This is a genomic window from Allobosea sp. 10L417 (assembly GCF_056395485.1).
Map to the genome: position 1 here is coordinate 1,090,124 of NZ_JBFTJP010000001.1, position 15,400 is coordinate 1,105,523.

16 protein-coding genes are annotated in these 15,400 nt (G+C 66.3%); 7 read left to right on the plus strand and 9 right to left on the minus strand.

What is annotated here, in order from left to right:
- Positions 1–74: 74 nt before the first annotated feature.
- Both lptM and argH read right to left on the minus strand, forming a co-directional pair.
- Positions 75–338, minus strand: a complete 264-nt coding sequence (lptM, locus tag AC1DE3_RS05530) for an LPS translocon maturation chaperone LptM (RefSeq protein ID WP_476852164.1) — start codon at positions 336–338, stop codon at positions 75–77.
- A 149-nt stretch (positions 339–487) separates the two neighbouring features.
- Positions 488–1,870, minus strand: coding sequence for an argininosuccinate lyase (gene argH / locus AC1DE3_RS05535; protein ID WP_476852165.1), 1,383 nt, complete (start codon positions 1,868–1,870; stop codon positions 488–490).
- Positions 1,871–1,897: 27 nt separating this feature from the next.
- Here argH and tlpA point away from each other — a divergent pair, with 27 nt between their 5' ends.
- The 5 genes from tlpA to AC1DE3_RS05560 all read left to right on the plus strand — a co-directional run bounded on the left by tlpA (position 1,898) and on the right by AC1DE3_RS05560 (position 6,563).
- Entirely contained in the window at positions 1,898–2,527 is a 630-nt protein-coding gene (gene tlpA / locus AC1DE3_RS05540; protein ID WP_476852166.1) for a thiol:disulfide interchange protein TlpA, read from the plus strand.
- A 93-nt stretch (positions 2,528–2,620) separates the two neighbouring features.
- Positions 2,621–3,607, plus strand: a complete 987-nt coding sequence (locus AC1DE3_RS05545; protein WP_476852167.1) for a hypothetical protein — start codon at positions 2,621–2,623, stop codon at positions 3,605–3,607.
- Positions 3,608–3,685: 78 nt separating this feature from the next.
- On the plus strand, positions 3,686–5,416 hold the full coding sequence (locus AC1DE3_RS05550; protein WP_476852263.1) for a carbamoyltransferase family protein: 1,731 nt from the start codon (positions 3,686–3,688) through the stop codon (positions 5,414–5,416).
- A gap of 238 nt (positions 5,417–5,654) precedes the next feature.
- On the plus strand, positions 5,655–5,903 hold the full coding sequence (locus tag AC1DE3_RS05555; RefSeq protein ID WP_476852168.1) for a DUF1272 domain-containing protein: 249 nt from the start codon (positions 5,655–5,657) through the stop codon (positions 5,901–5,903).
- A gap of 54 nt (positions 5,904–5,957) precedes the next feature.
- Entirely contained in the window at positions 5,958–6,563 is a 606-nt protein-coding gene (locus AC1DE3_RS05560; protein ID WP_476852169.1) for an ATPase, read from the plus strand.
- Between the two features lie 11 nt (positions 6,564–6,574).
- Here the strand turns inward: AC1DE3_RS05560 and grxD are convergent, their stop codons facing one another.
- From grxD to galU, 6 genes are all read right to left on the minus strand, one after another.
- Positions 6,575–6,910 carry a Grx4 family monothiol glutaredoxin gene (gene grxD, locus AC1DE3_RS05565; protein ID WP_441510425.1) on the minus strand — a complete coding sequence of 112 codons (336 nt, stop codon included), beginning with the start codon at positions 6,908–6,910 and terminating at the stop codon, positions 6,575–6,577.
- Positions 6,911–6,956: 46 nt separating this feature from the next.
- On the minus strand, positions 6,957–7,193 hold the full coding sequence (locus tag AC1DE3_RS05570; RefSeq protein WP_476852170.1) for a BolA/IbaG family iron-sulfur metabolism protein: 237 nt from the start codon (positions 7,191–7,193) through the stop codon (positions 6,957–6,959).
- A gap of 12 nt (positions 7,194–7,205) precedes the next feature.
- On the minus strand, positions 7,206–9,416 hold the full coding sequence (gene purL, locus AC1DE3_RS05575) for a phosphoribosylformylglycinamidine synthase subunit PurL (RefSeq protein ID WP_476852171.1): 2,211 nt from the start codon (positions 9,414–9,416) through the stop codon (positions 7,206–7,208).
- A gap of 94 nt (positions 9,417–9,510) precedes the next feature.
- Complete coding sequence (locus tag AC1DE3_RS05580; RefSeq protein WP_476852172.1) at positions 9,511–9,948, minus strand: acyl-CoA thioesterase; 438 nt, start codon at positions 9,946–9,948, stop codon at positions 9,511–9,513.
- A 133-nt stretch (positions 9,949–10,081) separates the two neighbouring features.
- Positions 10,082–10,966: a methyltransferase domain-containing protein gene (locus AC1DE3_RS05585; protein ID WP_476852173.1), complete on the minus strand. Its 885-nt coding sequence runs from the start codon at positions 10,964–10,966 to the stop codon at positions 10,082–10,084.
- 170 nt (positions 10,967–11,136) lie between these two features.
- On the minus strand, positions 11,137–12,015 hold the full coding sequence (gene galU / locus AC1DE3_RS05590; RefSeq protein WP_441510430.1) for a UTP--glucose-1-phosphate uridylyltransferase GalU: 879 nt from the start codon (positions 12,013–12,015) through the stop codon (positions 11,137–11,139).
- A 171-nt stretch (positions 12,016–12,186) separates the two neighbouring features.
- Between galU and galE the strand changes: the two genes are divergently transcribed.
- Positions 12,187–13,179: a UDP-glucose 4-epimerase GalE gene (galE, locus tag AC1DE3_RS05595; RefSeq protein ID WP_476852174.1), complete on the plus strand. Its 993-nt coding sequence runs from the start codon at positions 12,187–12,189 to the stop codon at positions 13,177–13,179.
- A 182-nt stretch (positions 13,180–13,361) separates the two neighbouring features.
- Here the strand turns inward: galE and rnk are convergent, their stop codons facing one another.
- The gene (rnk, locus tag AC1DE3_RS05600; protein ID WP_441510432.1) at positions 13,362–13,769 is read right to left on the minus strand and encodes a nucleoside diphosphate kinase regulator; all 408 of its coding nucleotides are present in this window, start codon (positions 13,767–13,769) and stop codon (positions 13,362–13,364) included.
- Positions 13,770–14,108: 339 nt separating this feature from the next.
- Between rnk and AC1DE3_RS05605 the strand changes: the two genes are divergently transcribed.
- The gene (locus tag AC1DE3_RS05605; protein ID WP_476852175.1) at positions 14,109–15,341 is read left to right on the plus strand and encodes a lytic murein transglycosylase; all 1,233 of its coding nucleotides are present in this window, start codon (positions 14,109–14,111) and stop codon (positions 15,339–15,341) included.
- The last annotated feature ends 59 nt before the right edge of the window (positions 15,342–15,400 follow it).

Consider the following 15,400-nt stretch of genomic DNA (forward strand, 5'->3'; position numbering starts at 1 on the left):
GAATCTCTCTCAGGAGATGCCCGGGTCTAGCCCGAGCATGACGCGCGAAACCGACGCGGCAGCAAAAATGATCGTTACATCAGCGGATCGAGGATGAACGGCTTGTTCGGCACGACGATCGCCTTGTTGGCCTTGACCGGCTTCGCCAGCACCGAGGCCGAACCGTAGGAGGAAACATCGTTCTCCTGGGCGCCGACCTGATCGTCGGGCAGATCGAGCGCGCCCGTCGCATTCGGCGGCGCCTCGAGCGGCCCCTTTCGCCCGCAGGCGGCGAGTGCAACGGCCAGAAGGCCGACGACCAGCAGGGCGCGGCCGAATTTCAGGCGGGAATCAAGCACGAAAGCGAACCCTCGGAACGAAGCGTGGCGGGACAGTAGCGGAGGATGCGGCGCAGCGCGAGGCTTCCGGAAGCGTCATTCTCGGGCAAGCGCAGCGCCGGCCCGAGAATCCCCTGCAAGAGATGCTCGGCAAGCCCGAGCATGACGCACTACTTCGCGAGCTGCTTCAGCCAGCGCCGCGCCTGCTTGCGGACATTGGCCGGAGCCGTGCCGCCATAGCTCACGCGGCTCTTGACCGACTGATCGACGCCGAGAACGGCGAAGACGGCCTCGGTGATCTTGGGCTCCACCGCCTGCATCTCGGCGAGCGAGAGCTTCTCCAGCCCAACCTTCTTCTCCGAGGCGATTCCGACGAGCCGGCCGGTGACATGATGTGCGTCGCGGAACGGCATCTTGAGCACGCGCACCAGCCAGTCGGCGAGGTCCGTCGCGGTGGCGTAGCCGAAACCCGCCGCCTTCTTCATCGCCTTGAGGTCGGGCTGCATGTCGCGGATCATGCCGGCCATCGCGGCGAGGCAGAGCGACAGCGTCTGGAGGGCGTCGAAAGTGCCTTCCTTGTCCTCCTGCATGTCCTTGGAATAGCTGAGCGGCAGGCCCTTCATCATGGTCAGCAGCGCCTGCAACGCGCCGAAGACGCGTCCTGCCTTGCCGCGCACCAGCTCGGCCGCATCGGGGTTGCGCTTCTGCGGCATGATCGAGGACCCCGTCGAGAAGGCGTCCGAGAGCTTGACGAAGCCGAATTGCGGCGTCGCCCAGAGCACGATCTCCTCGGCTAGGCGCGACAGGTGCATCGCGCAGATCGAGGCCGTCGAAAGCGTCTCCAGCACGAAATCGCGATCCGAGACCGAATCGAGCGAGTTCGCCGTCGGGCGGTCGAAGCCGAGCGCCTTCGCCGTCATATGCCGGTCGATCGGGAACGAGGTGCCGGCGAGCGCCGCCGCACCGAGCGGGCATTCGTTGAGGCGCGCGCGGGCATCGCGGACACGGCCACGGTCGCGGCCGAGCATCTCGACATAGGCCAGGAGGTGATGGCCGAAGGTGACCGGCTGCGCCGATTGCAGATGGGTGAAGCCCGGCATCACCGCGCCGGCATAGCTGTCGGCCTTCTCGGCGAGCGCCTGCTGCAAATCGGCCATCTGGCCGTCGATCTCGTCGAGCGTGTCGCGCACCCACAGCCGCATGTCGGTTGCGACCTGATCGTTGCGCGAGCGGGCGGTGTGCAGCCGGCCGGCGGCGGCGCCGATCTTGTCCTTGAGGTTGGACTCGACGTTCATGTGGACGTCTTCGAGCGCACGCGAAAACGTGAAGGCGCCGCTCTCGATCTCGCCTTCGACCTCCTTGAGGCCGGCGATGATGGTCGCGACATCGTCCTTCGTCAGGATGCCGGTCTCGGCCAGCATGGCCGCATGGGCGAGCGAACCGCGGATATCCTGGCGCCAGAGCTTCTTGTCGAAATCGATGGAGGCGTTGATCTCCTCCATGATGGCGCCCGGACCTGTGGCGAAACGCCCACCCCACATGCGATTGCTCACGACGGTCTTTCCTGCTTCTAGGGCGCGATGAGGTCTCGAACGAAAATTCTGGCCGCAACCGGGGCTCTGGCCCTCCTCGCCCTCGGCGGCGGCGCCGCCTTCTACTCCGTCACGGGCGATGCCGGCAACGGATCATGCAGCGCGGCACGCACCACCGCCGAGCGCATGAAGCCTTCGGTGAAGGGCGAGGTCGCGGCGGTCGAGCTGCGCACCCGCCCGCAGCCGGCGCCGGAGCTCGCCTTTACCGGGCCGGACGGCCGGCCGATGACGCTCGCGGCATTGAAGGGCAAGACGCTGCTGGTCAATCTCTGGGCTACCTGGTGCGCGCCCTGCCTGAAGGAAATGCCCGCGCTCGACACCCTGCAGAGGGAGATGGGCGGGCCGGATTTCGCCGTCGTCGCGATCAACATCGACACGCGCAATCTCGACAAGCCGAAGAGCTGGCTCGCGGAGAACAAGGTCACCAACCTGCCCTTCTATGGCGACCCGCAGGCAGCGACCTTCCAGGCGCTGCGCGCCGCCCACAAGGTCGAGGGCATGCCCGTCAGCATCATCGTCGACAAATCCGGCTGCGAGCTCGGCATCATCCAGGGCCCGGCCGACTGGGCGAGTGCTGATTCGAAGGCGCTGATGAAGGCCGCGAACGGCAAGCCCTGACCGCAACGTCGCCGCAATCGCAGCATGTTGACGAACTCTCGTCGCATTGCGGCGTTCTGTTGCGGACGAGATCGAGCACGAGAAGGACGAACCATGTCGACTGACCGATTCCGCGCGGGACGCTTCGGCGGATTGGGAGCTGTCGCCCTCGCCTTCGTGCTGCTGGCGGCGGGACCGGCCGGCGCCCAGGAGCGCAGGCCCGTCGCCGGCACCAGCGTCTCGCTTGCCGTGCCGAAGGGTTTTGAGCCCGCGACCGGCTTCGCGGGGCTGATGAACAAGGCGACCCAGGCAACCGTTCTGATCGTCGAGCTCCCGCCCGAGGCCTATCCGCAACTTTCGCCCCTGTTCGGCAATGCCGACATGGCCAAGGCGAATTTTGCCCGGCAGAACATCACCATCACGTCCGCGACCCGGATCGATGTCGGGGGCGAGAAGGTGCCGTTGCTCACCGGCACGCAGATCGCTCCAACCGGCGACCGGTTCGACAAATGGATCGCCCTGTACAAGGGCGAAAAGACCGTGATGCTGACGGTGCAGGCTCCGCAGAAGGCCAAGCTCGCCCCTGCCGCGGTGAAGGCCATGCTCGCCTCCGTCTCGCTGGGCAAGGAGCCCTCGCTCGACGACAAGCTCGCCGCCCTGCCCTTCGCCATCAAGGCCGGCGCGCCGTTCCGCGTGATCGACACCATCGGCGGCTCCGGGGTCATGATGACTGTCGGCGACAAGAACACCGATCCTGCCGGGACCCAGCCATTGATGGTCGTCGCCTATCAGGCTTCGGGGCCGGCGAAGCCCGGCCAGGAGCAGGAATTGTCCGAGACGCTGCTCAAGAGCACCCATAACCTCGAAAACGCCACCATCATGGAACGCAACCGCGTGCCCTTTGCCGGCGCCGACGGCATGGCGCTCACGGGCCGCTTCAAACATCCCGGCGGCGGCGACAAGGCCTTCGCGCAATATCTCGCCATAGGTCCAGACGGACGCTTCGTCCGCCTGATCGTGATGGCCGACGAAAGCGAGATGCCGAAGCTTCAGCCGGCCATCGACCAGACGGCGGCGAGCATCGCCTTTACGGCAAAGTAGCCATTCGCCAGCTCCGGGCCTCTCCCAGCGGCTCCGACCCGATTGGCGCCGTGCCCCGGCACGGGTAAAGGCATGTCCATGCGCTATACCATCGGCCTCGCCACCACCTTCCACGATCCCGCCATCGCGATCATCGGCCCCGGCGGCGAAGTGCTCTTCGCCGAGGCGACCGAGCGTTACCTGCAATACAAGCGCGCGCCCAATTGCGAGCCCGACTCGGCGCTGCGCATGGAGGGGCTGCTGAAGCGCTACATCCCGAAGGACGCCGAAGTCACCATCGCCACCAGCTGGAGCGAGGACTTCACCGGCTTCCTCGACCAGATGGCACGCGCCGGCTCCTTCACCCTCGATGCGCTGCTCAAGCTCTCGCCGGAGCTCAACCGCTCGCTCGTGCCCGAGCGCACCGAGCGCGCGCTGATCACCTCGCTCCATCACGCCCAGCAGCGCGCCGGGATGGGCGTGCTGCTGGGGCTCGACCGCGCCCATGGCAAGGCCAATGTCAGCGGCCTGAAGCGCTACGGCCACCATCTCAGCCACGCCGCCTATGCCTGTTGGTCCTCGCCCTTCGACAATGCCGCCTGCCTCGTCGTCGACGGCATGGGCGAGACCGGGGCCTCCGCCATCTTCGCGCTGGAGAACGGCCGGCTTCGCGAGGTGAAGCGCCATCGCGGCCGGGAATCGATCGGCTTCTATTTCGGGCTCGTCACCGACCTCGCCGGCTTCGACCAGGCCAAGGGCGAGGAATGGAAGATCATGGGGCTAGCCCCCTACGGCAAGACCGACCCGGCGCTGATGGCGCTGCTGCGCAAGCTCTACCTGATCGAGGGCCACAAGCTCTCCTTCGCCAAGGCCGATGTCGTGCAGGCGGTTGCGGCCGAAATCCTGGCGAGGCGCCCGGCCGACGCACTCGATCAGGGCTGGGCCGATCTCGCCCGCTGCGGGCAGGACGTCTTCGCCGAGATGATGGAGGCGTTGCTCGGGGAAGCTGCAGCGCTCGTGCCGAGCGAGAACCTCGTCCTGGCCGGCGGCTGCGCGCTCAACTCCTCCTTCAACGGCAAGATCGCCGGCCGCCACAGCTTCAGCACCGTCTTCGTGCCCTCTGCCCCGGCCGATGACGGCAACGCCATCGGTGCCGCATGGCTCGCCCATGCCGAGACGAATCCGGACTGGCGTGCGCCGAAGGGCCCGCTCACCCCCTATCTGGGCTCAGGCGTCTCGACCGAACCCTTCGAGCGCATGCAGCTCTGGGAGAAGCGGCTGCGCAAGCTCCACCCCGACGAGATCGCGCCGGCCACCGCGAAACTTCTCACCGAAGGCAAGCTCATCGGCTGGGTGCAGGGCCGTGCCGAATTCGGGCCGCGTGCGCTCGGCAACCGCTCGATCATCGCCGATCCCCGCCCGGCCGACGCCAAGGACACCCTCAACGCCAAGGTGAAGTACCGCGAGGCCTTCCGGCCCTTCGCGCCCTCGATCCTCGCCGAGCACGCCGCCGACTGGTTCGAGAACTATCAGGACGCGCCCTATATGGAGCGCACGCTCGTCTGGAAGGAAGCGGTGCGCCGGCGCGTCCCGGCCGTGGTGCATGAGGACGCGACCGGCCGCCTCCAGAGCGTCACGCCTGAGCGCAATCCGCGCTACCACGCTCTGATCTCGGCCTTCCACAAGCTGACCGGGGTGCCGGTGGTCCTCAACACCTCCTTCAACATCATGGGCAAGCCGATCCTGCACACGGCGGAGGATGCGATCCTGATGTTCTACACCAGCGGGCTCGACGCGCTGGTAATCGAGGATTGGCTGCTGGTGAAGTGAAGGCCGGGCCCCGCCCGCCACGGACATGTCATGCCGTCATGCTCGGGCTCGGCCCGAGCATCTCTGGCCGTAGGGGGCGCCTTATCCTGCAGGAGATTCTCGGGTCTGCGCTTCGCTTCGCCCGAGAATGACGGCCAGCCTCATCGATCCGTGCCATTGATCGGTCGGATCACGCGAAATTGCTGGTTTCGTCCCTGTTTGCAGTCATTCTCCCGGCCGATCGCAAGGAGATGACGCCATGCTGCAATTGCGCCCGAACTGCGAATGCTGCGACCGCGACCTGCCGCCGCAATCGCGCGAGGCCCTGATCTGCACCTTTGAATGCACATTCTGCGCCGATTGCACGGAAACACGCTTCGCCGGCACCTGCCCGAATTGCGGCGGCGACCTCGTACGCCGGCCGATCAGGCCCGAGCGTATGCTGGATAAATACCCGGCCTCGACCGAACGCGTCCGCAAGCCGCACCCGCAATGCGCCGCAGCTTGAGCTCAGAGCCCGGATTGGCGCGAAGATGGAGCGCATGCTAGCCAAAGCCGCATGATGACCCCACAGCCCCAATTCTGGATCGTTGCCGGCCCCAACGGGGTCGGTAAGACGACTTACGCCTTCCGCCATATCAAAGCGGTTTCGGGCAGCACCCGCTTCGTCAATCTCGACGAGATCGCGCGCGGCCTCTCCCCGCTCGACCCGTCGATGGAGCAGCAGCGTGCAGGTCGCGTCGCATTAGAGCTGACACGATCGTTGATCGCCGAGAGGCGGTCGTTCTCGATTGAGACGACGCTCTCGGGCAAAACGCATCTGCGCACAATCGAAGCCGCCCGGGAGGCCGGTTTCGTCGTCAACCTGCTCTATTTTCTGGTCGCCAATCCGGAAATCTCGCTCGCGCGCATCGCCCGCCGCGTCAGCGAAGGCGGGCACGACGTCGCCGAAGCGGATGTGCGCCGCCGCTTCGCGCGCTCGATTGCCAACCTGCCTGCCTATATCGGAGCGGTCGATCAATGGCGCGTGTTCAACAACGCCACCCTGCGCCCCAAAGCCGTGGCGGAGGGACGACGTGGTTGCATCTCGCTGATCGAACGTGAAGGCGACCTGCCCCAGGCGCTATGGGCAGCGCTTGAAACGCTACCGCCCTGTGCAGAGAGTTGAACCGGCGAGCCTCAGCTCGCCTGCTTCACCGCGATGCCCTTCTCTTCGAAGAGCTGCTGCAATTCGCCGGCCTGGAACATCTCGCGGGTGATGTCGCAGCCGCCGACGAATTCGCCCTTGACGTAGAGCTGCGGGATCGTCGGCCAGTTCGAATAGGCCTTGATGCCCTCGCGGATCTCCTGATCCTCGAGCACGTTGACGCCCTTGAAGGGCACGCCGACATAGCTGAGGATCTGCACGACCTGGCCGGAGAAGCCGCACATCGGGAATTGCGGCGTGCCCTTCATGAAGAGCACCACGTCGTTGTTCTTCACTTCCGCATCGATGCGGGCGTTGACGTCGGACATCGTCTGTCTCCTGAAGCGGGTTCAAGGCCCGCCGGATGGTTTCGTTCTAATCTTGGGGAACCGCCGTCGTCAGCGCAAGGGCATGCAGCACGCCGCCCATATTCCCCTGGAGCGCGGCATAGACCATCTGGTGCTGCTGCACTCGGGTCTTGCCCTTGAAGGCGGCCGAGGTGACCGTCGCGGCATAGTGGTCGCCATCGCCAGCCAGATCCTTGATCTCGACCGCCGCATCCGGCAGCGCCGCCTTGATCATGCGCTCGATCTCGTGAGCGTCCATCGCCATGGTCCGAACTCCTCAGTCCACCTTGCTGGCCATGTAGGACGGCAGCCAGTCTTCATGGATCTTGCTGAGATCGGCGACGGCCAGCGCCGTCTCGCCCGGCAGCGCAAGCGCCGCGCCGCCCGTGCGGCCGATCGCGAGCGCCGGCACGCCGGCCGCCCTAGCCTCGGCAATCACAGCATCGGCCTGAGACGCCGGAACCGTCACGACATAGCGCGCCTGATCCTCGCCGAAGAGCGCGGCATGGGCCGGGCCGGCCGGCAGCGTCTCGATCGCCGCGCCGATGCCCTTGGCCATCGCCATCTCGGCGAGCGCGACGGCGAGGCCGCCATCCGAGAGATCATGGCAGGCAGTGACCTTGCCGTTTGTGATCAGCCCGCGCACGAAGTCGCCGTTGCGGCGCTCGGTCGCGAGATCGACCGGCGGCGGCGCGCCCTCCTCGCGGCCGCAAACGGTCGCGAGATAGGCGCTCTGGCCAAGCCAGCCCTGCGTTTCGCCGATCAGGATGATCGCCTCGCCCTCGCCCTTGAAGGCGATGGTCGCGTGCCTGGTGACATCCGCGAGCACACCGACACCGCCGATGGTCGGGGTCGGCAGGATCGAGATGCCGTTGGTCTCGTTGTAGAGCGAGACGTTGCCGGAGACGACGGGGAAATCGAGCGCCTTGCAGGCCTCGCCGATGCCCCGGATACAGCCGACGAGCTGGCCCATGACCTCCGGCTTCTCCGGGTTGCCGAAGTTGAGATTGTCGGTGATCGCGAGCGGCGTCGCGCCGGTAGCGGTGAGGTTGCGCCAGGCTTCGGCGACGGCCTGCTTGCCACCCTCGAAGGGATCGGCCTCGCAGTAGCGCGGGGTCACGTCGGCGGTCATGGCGAGGCCCTTCGGCCCGTCCTCGATGCGGATCAGGCCGGCGTCGCCGCCCGGCGTCACCACCGAATTGCCGAGGATCAGCGTGTCGTACTGCTCCCAGATCCAGCGCTTGGAGGAGAGATCCGGCGAGCCGATCAGCTTCTTCAGCGCCTCGGCATTGCCGCAGGGCGGCGTCACGCTCTCCGCCGCGATGCGCTGCTGCGGCGGGGCCTCGATCCAGGGCCGGTCGTATTCGGGGGCCTCGTCGCCGAGTTCCTTGATCGGCAGGTCGGCCATGACCTCGCCCTTGTGCTTGATCACGAAGCGCAGCGTGTCGGTGGTGTGGCCGATGACCGCGAAATCGAGCCCCCATTTCTTGAAGATCGCCTCGGCGGCGTCCTCATGCCCGGGCTTGATCACCATGAGCATGCGCTCCTGGCTCTCCGACAGCATCATCTCATAGGCGCTCATGCCCTCCTCGCGACAGGGCACCTTGTCGAGGTCGAGCTCGACGCCGAGATCGCCCTTGGCGCCCATCTCGACGGCCGAGCAGGTCAGGCCGGCGGCGCCCATGTCCTGGATCGCGTCGACATGGCCGGCGGCCATGATCTCGAGGCAGGCTTCGAGCAGGAGTTTCTCGGCGAAGGGGTCGCCGACCTGCACGGTCGGGCGCTTTTCCTCCGACTTGTCGTCGAATTCTGCCGAGGCCATGGTCGCGCCATGGATGCCGTCGCGCCCGGTCTTGGAACCGAGATAGACGATCGCCTTACCGACGCCCGACGCCTTGGCATAGAAGATCTCGTCGGCCTGGGCGATGCCCACAGCCATGGCGTTGACGAGGATGTTGCCGTCATAGCGCGTGTGGAAGCCGGTGGCGCCGCCGACATTCGGCACGCCGAAGGAGTTGCCGTAGCCGCCAATGCCGGCGACGACGCCCGAGACGAGATGGTGGGTCTTGGGATGGTCGGGATCGCCGAAGCGCAGCGCGTCGAGCACCGCGATCGGCCGGGCGCCCATCGTAAAGACGTCGCGCAGGATGCCGCCGACACCCGTCGTCGCGCCCTGATAGGGCTCGATGAAGGACGGGTGGTTGTGGCTCTCCATCTTGAAGACGATGGCCGTGCCGTCGCCGATATCGATGACGCCGGCATTCTCGCCGGGACCCTGGATCACCCAGGGTGCCTTGGTCGGCAACGTCTTCAGATGGATCTTCGACGACTTGTAGGAGCAGTGCTCGTTCCACATCGCCGAGACGATGCCGAGCTCCGTGATCGTCGGCTCGCGGCCGATCAGATGCAGGAAGCGCTGATACTCGTCCGGCTTCAGGCCGTGCTCGGCGACGAGCTGCGGGGTGATCTTGGTATCGTTCGGAATCACGGGCTCAGGGTTCCTGGCGGTCCGGCGAGGGGATTTGGCAGGGGCATAGCCTGCCTGCGCCCGCGAGACAACATTCGCGGCGCGAACGGCGCTTTCAGCACTGGATGGCGGCCAGAGCGCCCCGGAGCGGCGCCGGAATCGGAACCGGCTTCTGGCCGGCCCGCTCCACATAGACATGGGTGAAGCGGCCCTGCGCCGCGGCCCCTGCGCGACCTTGTCGGAAGATGCCAATGCGGTAGGTGACGGAGCTGTTGCCGAGGCGCTCGACAGCGATCCCCGCCTCCACCGTCTCGGGAAAGGCGACGCTCTCGAAATAGGTGCAGCCGGTCTCGGCCACGAGCCCGACGATCTCGCTGCCGGCGAGGTCGAGAAAACCGCCTTCGATCAGCCAGGCATTCACCGCCGTATCGAACCAGCCGTAATAGACGACATTGTTGACGTGGCCGTAGGCGTCATTGTCGTGCCATCGCGTCGGAATGGCGCGAAAGACGCGAAAGTCGGCGCGCGTGAGGCGGGGCTGACGCTCCCTCATATCCGGCAAATCCTCCCACCGTCATGCTCGCCCTTGTGACGAGCATCCACGTCTTGAACACCGCATTCGAGGAAGGAGGACGCGGATGGTCGGGACAAGCCCGACCACCATGACGGCGCGGGCACAACCATTCTTAGCCTTCCCCCGGTTTCTCGCCGGTCTTGATCTCGGGCACACCGAGCGCATCTGCCAATCTCGCCTTGGCCGAGCCCGGCCGCAGCGGCTTCTGCTGGCTCTCATGCGGGGCCCAGCCGGAGAGCCAGACGAACTCGAAGGTCGCCGGCAGGCGCCCGTCGGCGTCGGCGAAGCGCTCGGCATAGAGCGTGGCGGCGCGCAGCAGCGTCTCGCGCCGCAGCGGCGCCCTGCGCCGCGCGACGAGCGCATTGGCCCAGCCCATGGCCCGCAGATCGCGGAACAGTCCGAAGGCGTCCCGATAGCGCACCGTGACGATCTCGCTGTCGATCACGGGCAGGGCGAATCCGGCACGCTGGAGGAGCCCGCCGAGATCGCGCAGATCGGCGAAGGGCGCGACGCGTGGGCTGACCCCGCCCGTCGTCTCGCTCTCGGCTTCGAGCAGCGCCTGCCGCAATTCCTGCAGGGAGCGCCCGCCGAGCATGCAGGCCATGAACAGTCCGTCGGGCCGCAGCGCCCGCTTGATCTGGATGAGTGCGCCGGGCAGGTCGTTGACGCCGTGCAGCGCCAGCAGTGAGACGGCAAGATCGAGAGAACCGGCGGCGAAAGGCAGGCGTTCGAGATCGCCGATCAGATCGGCCGCCGTCCCCTCGGCCTCCGCCATACGCAGCAGCCGCCCCGCCTTGCCGGCGAGGACGGGCGCAACGAGCGGTAGTGGCGTGCCGAGATCGGCCGCCACGGCAAACTCGCGCAGAACGGCCCCGAGCCGCTCCTCCAGATCATCAGCCGCGCGTCGCAGCAGGAAATCCGGATAGTCCTGTGCGAGCGCGCGCCTGAGCCGCGAACGGCCGAGCGCGCGGTCGAAGACGAGACTTTGATCACTCAACTTTGCACCGTCAGCAAGACACAAGCCCTCATCCTGAGGAGCAGCCAAAGGCTGCGTCTCGAAGGATGCTCCAGCCCTCTCCCGAGCTTTCTGGACCGTCCTTCGAGACGCCATTCCTATTCGGAATGGCTCCTCAGGACGAGGGCCGAGTTGAACGGGCCGTGCGCCGCTCAGCGATCGAGCAGCTTCTCGATCTCGGCGCGCAGCTGCGGGCCGAGATCGCCCCGATCGAGCGCATAGGCGACATTCGCCGCGAGGAAGCCGATCTTCGAGCCGGCATCGTAGATGTCGCCATCGAAGCGCACCGCATAGAACGGCTCCTGCCGCGAGAGCGCGATCATGGAATCGGTGAGCTGGATCTCGCCGCCGGCGCCCTTCTCCTGGTTGGCCAGAAGGTTGAAGATCGTCGGTTGTAGGATGTAGCGGCCGGAGATGTGCAGGTTCGAGGGCGCGGTGCCCTTCGGCGGCTTCTCCACCATGCCGGTGATCTTCGAGACCTTGGCCTTGGCGTCCTCGACGCCGACGATGCCGTATTGATGGGTCTGGTCGTCGGGCACCGGCGCCACGGCAATGTGGTTGCCGCCATGCTCGTCATAGGCTTCGATCATCTCGGCGAGGCAGCCCTTGCCGGCGCTGTAGTGCAGCATATCCGGCAGCAGCAGCGCGAAGGGCTCCTCGCCGACGAGCTCGCGCGCGCACCAGACGGCGTGACCGAGACCGAGCGGCGCCTGCTGGCGGGTAAAGCTGGTGGCGCCGGCGGCCGGCAGATCGGCCTTCAGGGCCTCCAGCTCCTTCACCTTGTTGCGCTTGGCCAGCGTGTCGTCGAGCTCATAGGCCATGTCGAAATGGTCCTCGATCACCGCCTTGTTGCGGCCGGTGACGAAGATGAAGTGCTCGATGCCGGCGGCGCGCGCCTCGTCCACGACATGCTGCACGACCGGACGATCGACGATGGTCAGCATCTCCTTGGGGATCGCCTTCGTGGCGGGCAGAAAGCGGGTGCCGAGGCCGGCGACGGGGAGAACGGCCTTGCGGATGCGTTTCGTCATGAAAAATCCATTGGGCACGGCGGCCTTTGCCAAAGGCAGGGCAGTGATCGGAAACAGCCGCACAACTGTCATTGTTGCCAGCCATCTGTGCTTATAGTTGACAGGCCTTGAGAACCCGTCAACGGACATTCGATAGTGCGGCGTCATGACAAAGATGAGGCAAGAGACGCAATGGCGATATTGGTTTCCGGTGGGGCTGGCTACATTGGCAGCCATATGGTCCTCGAACTCCTCGATCGGGGCGAGCGCGTCGTCGTGCTCGACAACCTGTCCACCGGCTTCTGGTGGGCCGTTCCGCCGGAAGCGACATTTGTTCAAGGCGATATCGGCGATCAGGAGCTGGTCGAGAAGCTGATCGCCGAGCATGGCGTGACGGCGCTGGCGCATTTCGCGGCACGCATCGTCGTCCCGGAATCGGTCAGCGATCCGCTTGGTTATTATTTCAATAATACTGTGAAAACCCGAGCATTGATCGAGAGTGCCGTCCGCGGCGGCGTCAAGCACGTCATCTTCTCCTCCACGGCTGCGGTCTATGGCGAGCCCCCGGTCTCGCCGGTGCCGGAGGAGATCGCGCTCAACCCGATCAACCCCTATGGCCGCTCCAAGCTGATGAGCGAGTGGATGCTGCAGGATGCGGCGAAGGCGCACGGCTTCTCTTACGTCGCGCTGCGCTATTTCAACGTCGCCGGCGCCGACCCGAAGCTCCGCTCCGGCCAGTCCTCGCCGAACGCCACGCATCTCATCAAGGTTGCCAGCCAGGCCGCGCTCGGCCAGCGCGATGGCCTCACCGTCTTCGGCACCGACTATGCGACGCCGGACGGCACCTGCGTGCGCGACTACATCCACGTCACCGATCTCGCCCGCGCCCACCTTGCCGCGCTCGACCATCTGCGCGCCGGCAAGGAGAGCCTGACGCTGAACTGCGGCTATGGCCGGGGCTATTCGGTGAAGGAGGTCGTCGAAGTCGTGAAGAAGGTCTCAGGGATCGATTTCCCCGTGACCCTCGCCGATCGCCGCGCGGGCGACCCAGCTTCGCTGGTCGCTCGTGCCGACCGGATCCAGGCTGAACTCGGCTGGCGGCCGGAACATGACGACCTCGAGGAGATCGTCGGCCAGGCGCTGGCCTGGGAGGAGAAGCTCAGGACGCGGAACGCGTCGACCTGAGCGACCCTTCCCCAGTATACCCCGAGCCCTCATCCTGAGGAGCCATTCCCTTGGGAATGGCGTCTCGAAGGATGCTCCAGGAGGCTCCAGGGACATCGGGAACATCCTTCGAGACGCGCTTCTGCGAAGCGCTCCTCAGGATGAGGGCTGCCGGATTCCGAACAGCCTTCGATCTGGTGCCCTCAGGCGGGGTCGTCCTCGGCCGGCTCGCGCACTTCGAGCACGGTCAGGCGCTTCACATCGCCCGAGCGCGTCGTCCAGTCGATCGAGCGCTCGGCGGCCATGCCGATCAGCGCGACGCCGATCGGCGTCATCACCGAGATCCGGTTCTTCTCGATATCGGCGTCCTGCGGCCAGACCAGCGTGATGGTGCTTTCCCGCTTGGTGCTCTCGTCGCGATAGACGATCACGCTGCCGATCCGGGCGTGATCGACCGAAACCCGCCCCTCCGGCAGGATGCGGGCACGGTCGAGCTCATGGCTCAGCTCGGCGGCGAGCTCCGGCATGGTGTTGGCCGCGCCGGCCGCGATGCGGCTCAGCATGGCATGGTCCGCGGCCGTAACGGTGATGGCGGGACGCTTGGCAGTCATGAGGACGGGTCTTTCATCGAAAAGGCGAGCGCCTGCCGACGGACCAGAACCGCGCGGCATCAAAGGGGCGAACTCGCAGGTGAACGGAATTGAGGGAGCGCCCCCGAGCCGGAGGCGCCAAGCGCGACAGACCCGGGGCTAGAAGCCCGCGATGACGTTGCCCGAGCGGTGCAGACCGCGGCGGAAGGGTGAGGCGCTATACATCTCGCCAGAATCCGCCAATCGTCCGGGCTTGTCAAATCAGAGAGGTGGCGTCGCTGCCGCGGTCGGCTTAACCTGCGGTTAATCTTGTTCAGGCGCTGTGATGGTGTTTCCATCCAGCATCCGCAGGGAGTGTCCATGCGCCTGTCCGTCGTCGCAGCTTCGGCCTTGATCAGCCTGGCGCCTGCGCTGGCGCAGACCACCGGCTCGATCAATGTTTCCGGCGCCCATGCCCGCAATGTGCAGGCGACGCCGGCCAGCGCCTCCTTCGACATCTTCCTGCAGCGACTCTGGCCGCAGGCTCAAGGACGCGGCATCTCGCGCGCGACCTTCGACCTCGCCTTCCGCGGCGTGACGCCGGACGCCTCCATCATTGCCCTGACCAAGAAGCAGGCCGAGTTCAGCGCCCCGATCTGGAGCTATCTGGAGAATGCCGTCGGCGGCGCCCGCATCCAGCGCGGCCGCGACGCAGCAGCGGAGAACGCCACCGTCCTCGCGCAGGTCGAAGCCCGCTACGGCGTACCCAAGGAGGTCGTCCTCGGCGTCTGGGGCATGGAGACGAATTACGGCTCCTTCAAGGGCGGCAAGGACGTCATCCGCTCGCTCGCTACCCTCGCCTCGATCCGCTACCGCGGCGACTTCTTCCGCGATGAGTTGCTCACCGCCCTCGAGTTGATCGAGAAGGGCTATGCGGAGCGCGACGAATTGCGCGGCTCCTGGGCCGGCGCGATGGGCCACACCCAGTTCATGCCGTCGAGCTACATGAAATACGCCGTCGACTGGACCGGCAACGGCCACGCCGACATCTGGAACTCGTCCAGCGATGCCATCGCCTCCACCGCCAACTACCTCAAGAGCTATGGCTGGGTGCCGGGCCTGCCCTGGGGCATGGAGGTGACGCTCCCTGATGGCTTCGACCATCGCCTCGACAAGGGCAGCTTCTCCTCCTTCCGCTCCGCCGGGGTGCGCCGGGCCGATGGACGCGCGCTGCCCCCCTCGGGCGAAGGCCGCTTGTTCTACCCGGCCGGGCATAGCGGGCCGGTGATGCTGCTGACCGCCAATTTCAACGTCATCAAGAAGTACAATTCCTCCGACGCCTATGCGCTCGCCGTCGGGCATCTCGGCGACAGGATCATGGGCCGCCCCGCGATCCAGGCGGACTGGCCCGTCAAGGCCGCCCGGCTCGACATGGCCGGCACCAAGGATTTGCAGCACCGGCTGAAGGCGCTCGGCTACTACAACCACGATGCCGACGGGCGCATCGGCACCGGCACGCGCGAGGCCGTGCGCCAGTACCAGATCAGCGCCGGCGAGATCCCGGACGGCTATCCGACCCCGGCTCTGCTGGTCCGGATGCGTGGCAAGCGCTGACTTTCGGGCCGCTGCGCCCTATAGTGCGGGGCATAGGGGCCGCTGGATCGGATAGGCAG

Coding starts and splice junctions, on each gene's coding strand:
- AC1DE3_RS05570 (WP_476852170.1), bottom strand. CDS start 7,193: ATGGCGATGGACGCTCACGAGATCGAGCGCATGATCAAGGCGGCGCTG.
- tlpA (WP_476852166.1), top strand. CDS start 1,898: ATGAGGTCTCGAACGAAAATTCTGGCCGCAACCGGGGCTCTGGCCCTC.
- AC1DE3_RS05550 (WP_476852263.1), top strand. CDS start 3,686: ATGCGCTATACCATCGGCCTCGCCACCACCTTCCACGATCCCGCCATC.
- grxD (WP_441510425.1), bottom strand. CDS start 6,910: ATGTCCGACGTCAACGCCCGCATCGATGCGGAAGTGAAGAACAACGAC.
- AC1DE3_RS05555 (WP_476852168.1), top strand. CDS start 5,655: ATGCTGCAATTGCGCCCGAACTGCGAATGCTGCGACCGCGACCTGCCG.
- rnk (WP_441510432.1), bottom strand. CDS start 13,769: ATGACTGCCAAGCGTCCCGCCATCACCGTTACGGCCGCGGACCATGCC.
- AC1DE3_RS05545 (WP_476852167.1), top strand. CDS start 2,621: ATGTCGACTGACCGATTCCGCGCGGGACGCTTCGGCGGATTGGGAGCT.
- AC1DE3_RS05560 (WP_476852169.1), top strand. CDS start 5,958: ATGACCCCACAGCCCCAATTCTGGATCGTTGCCGGCCCCAACGGGGTC.
- AC1DE3_RS05605 (WP_476852175.1), top strand. CDS start 14,109: ATGCGCCTGTCCGTCGTCGCAGCTTCGGCCTTGATCAGCCTGGCGCCT.
- galE (WP_476852174.1), top strand. CDS start 12,187: ATGGCGATATTGGTTTCCGGTGGGGCTGGCTACATTGGCAGCCATATG.
- galU (WP_441510430.1), bottom strand. CDS start 12,015: ATGACGAAACGCATCCGCAAGGCCGTTCTCCCCGTCGCCGGCCTCGGC.
- AC1DE3_RS05580 (WP_476852172.1), bottom strand. CDS start 9,948: ATGAGGGAGCGTCAGCCCCGCCTCACGCGCGCCGACTTTCGCGTCTTT.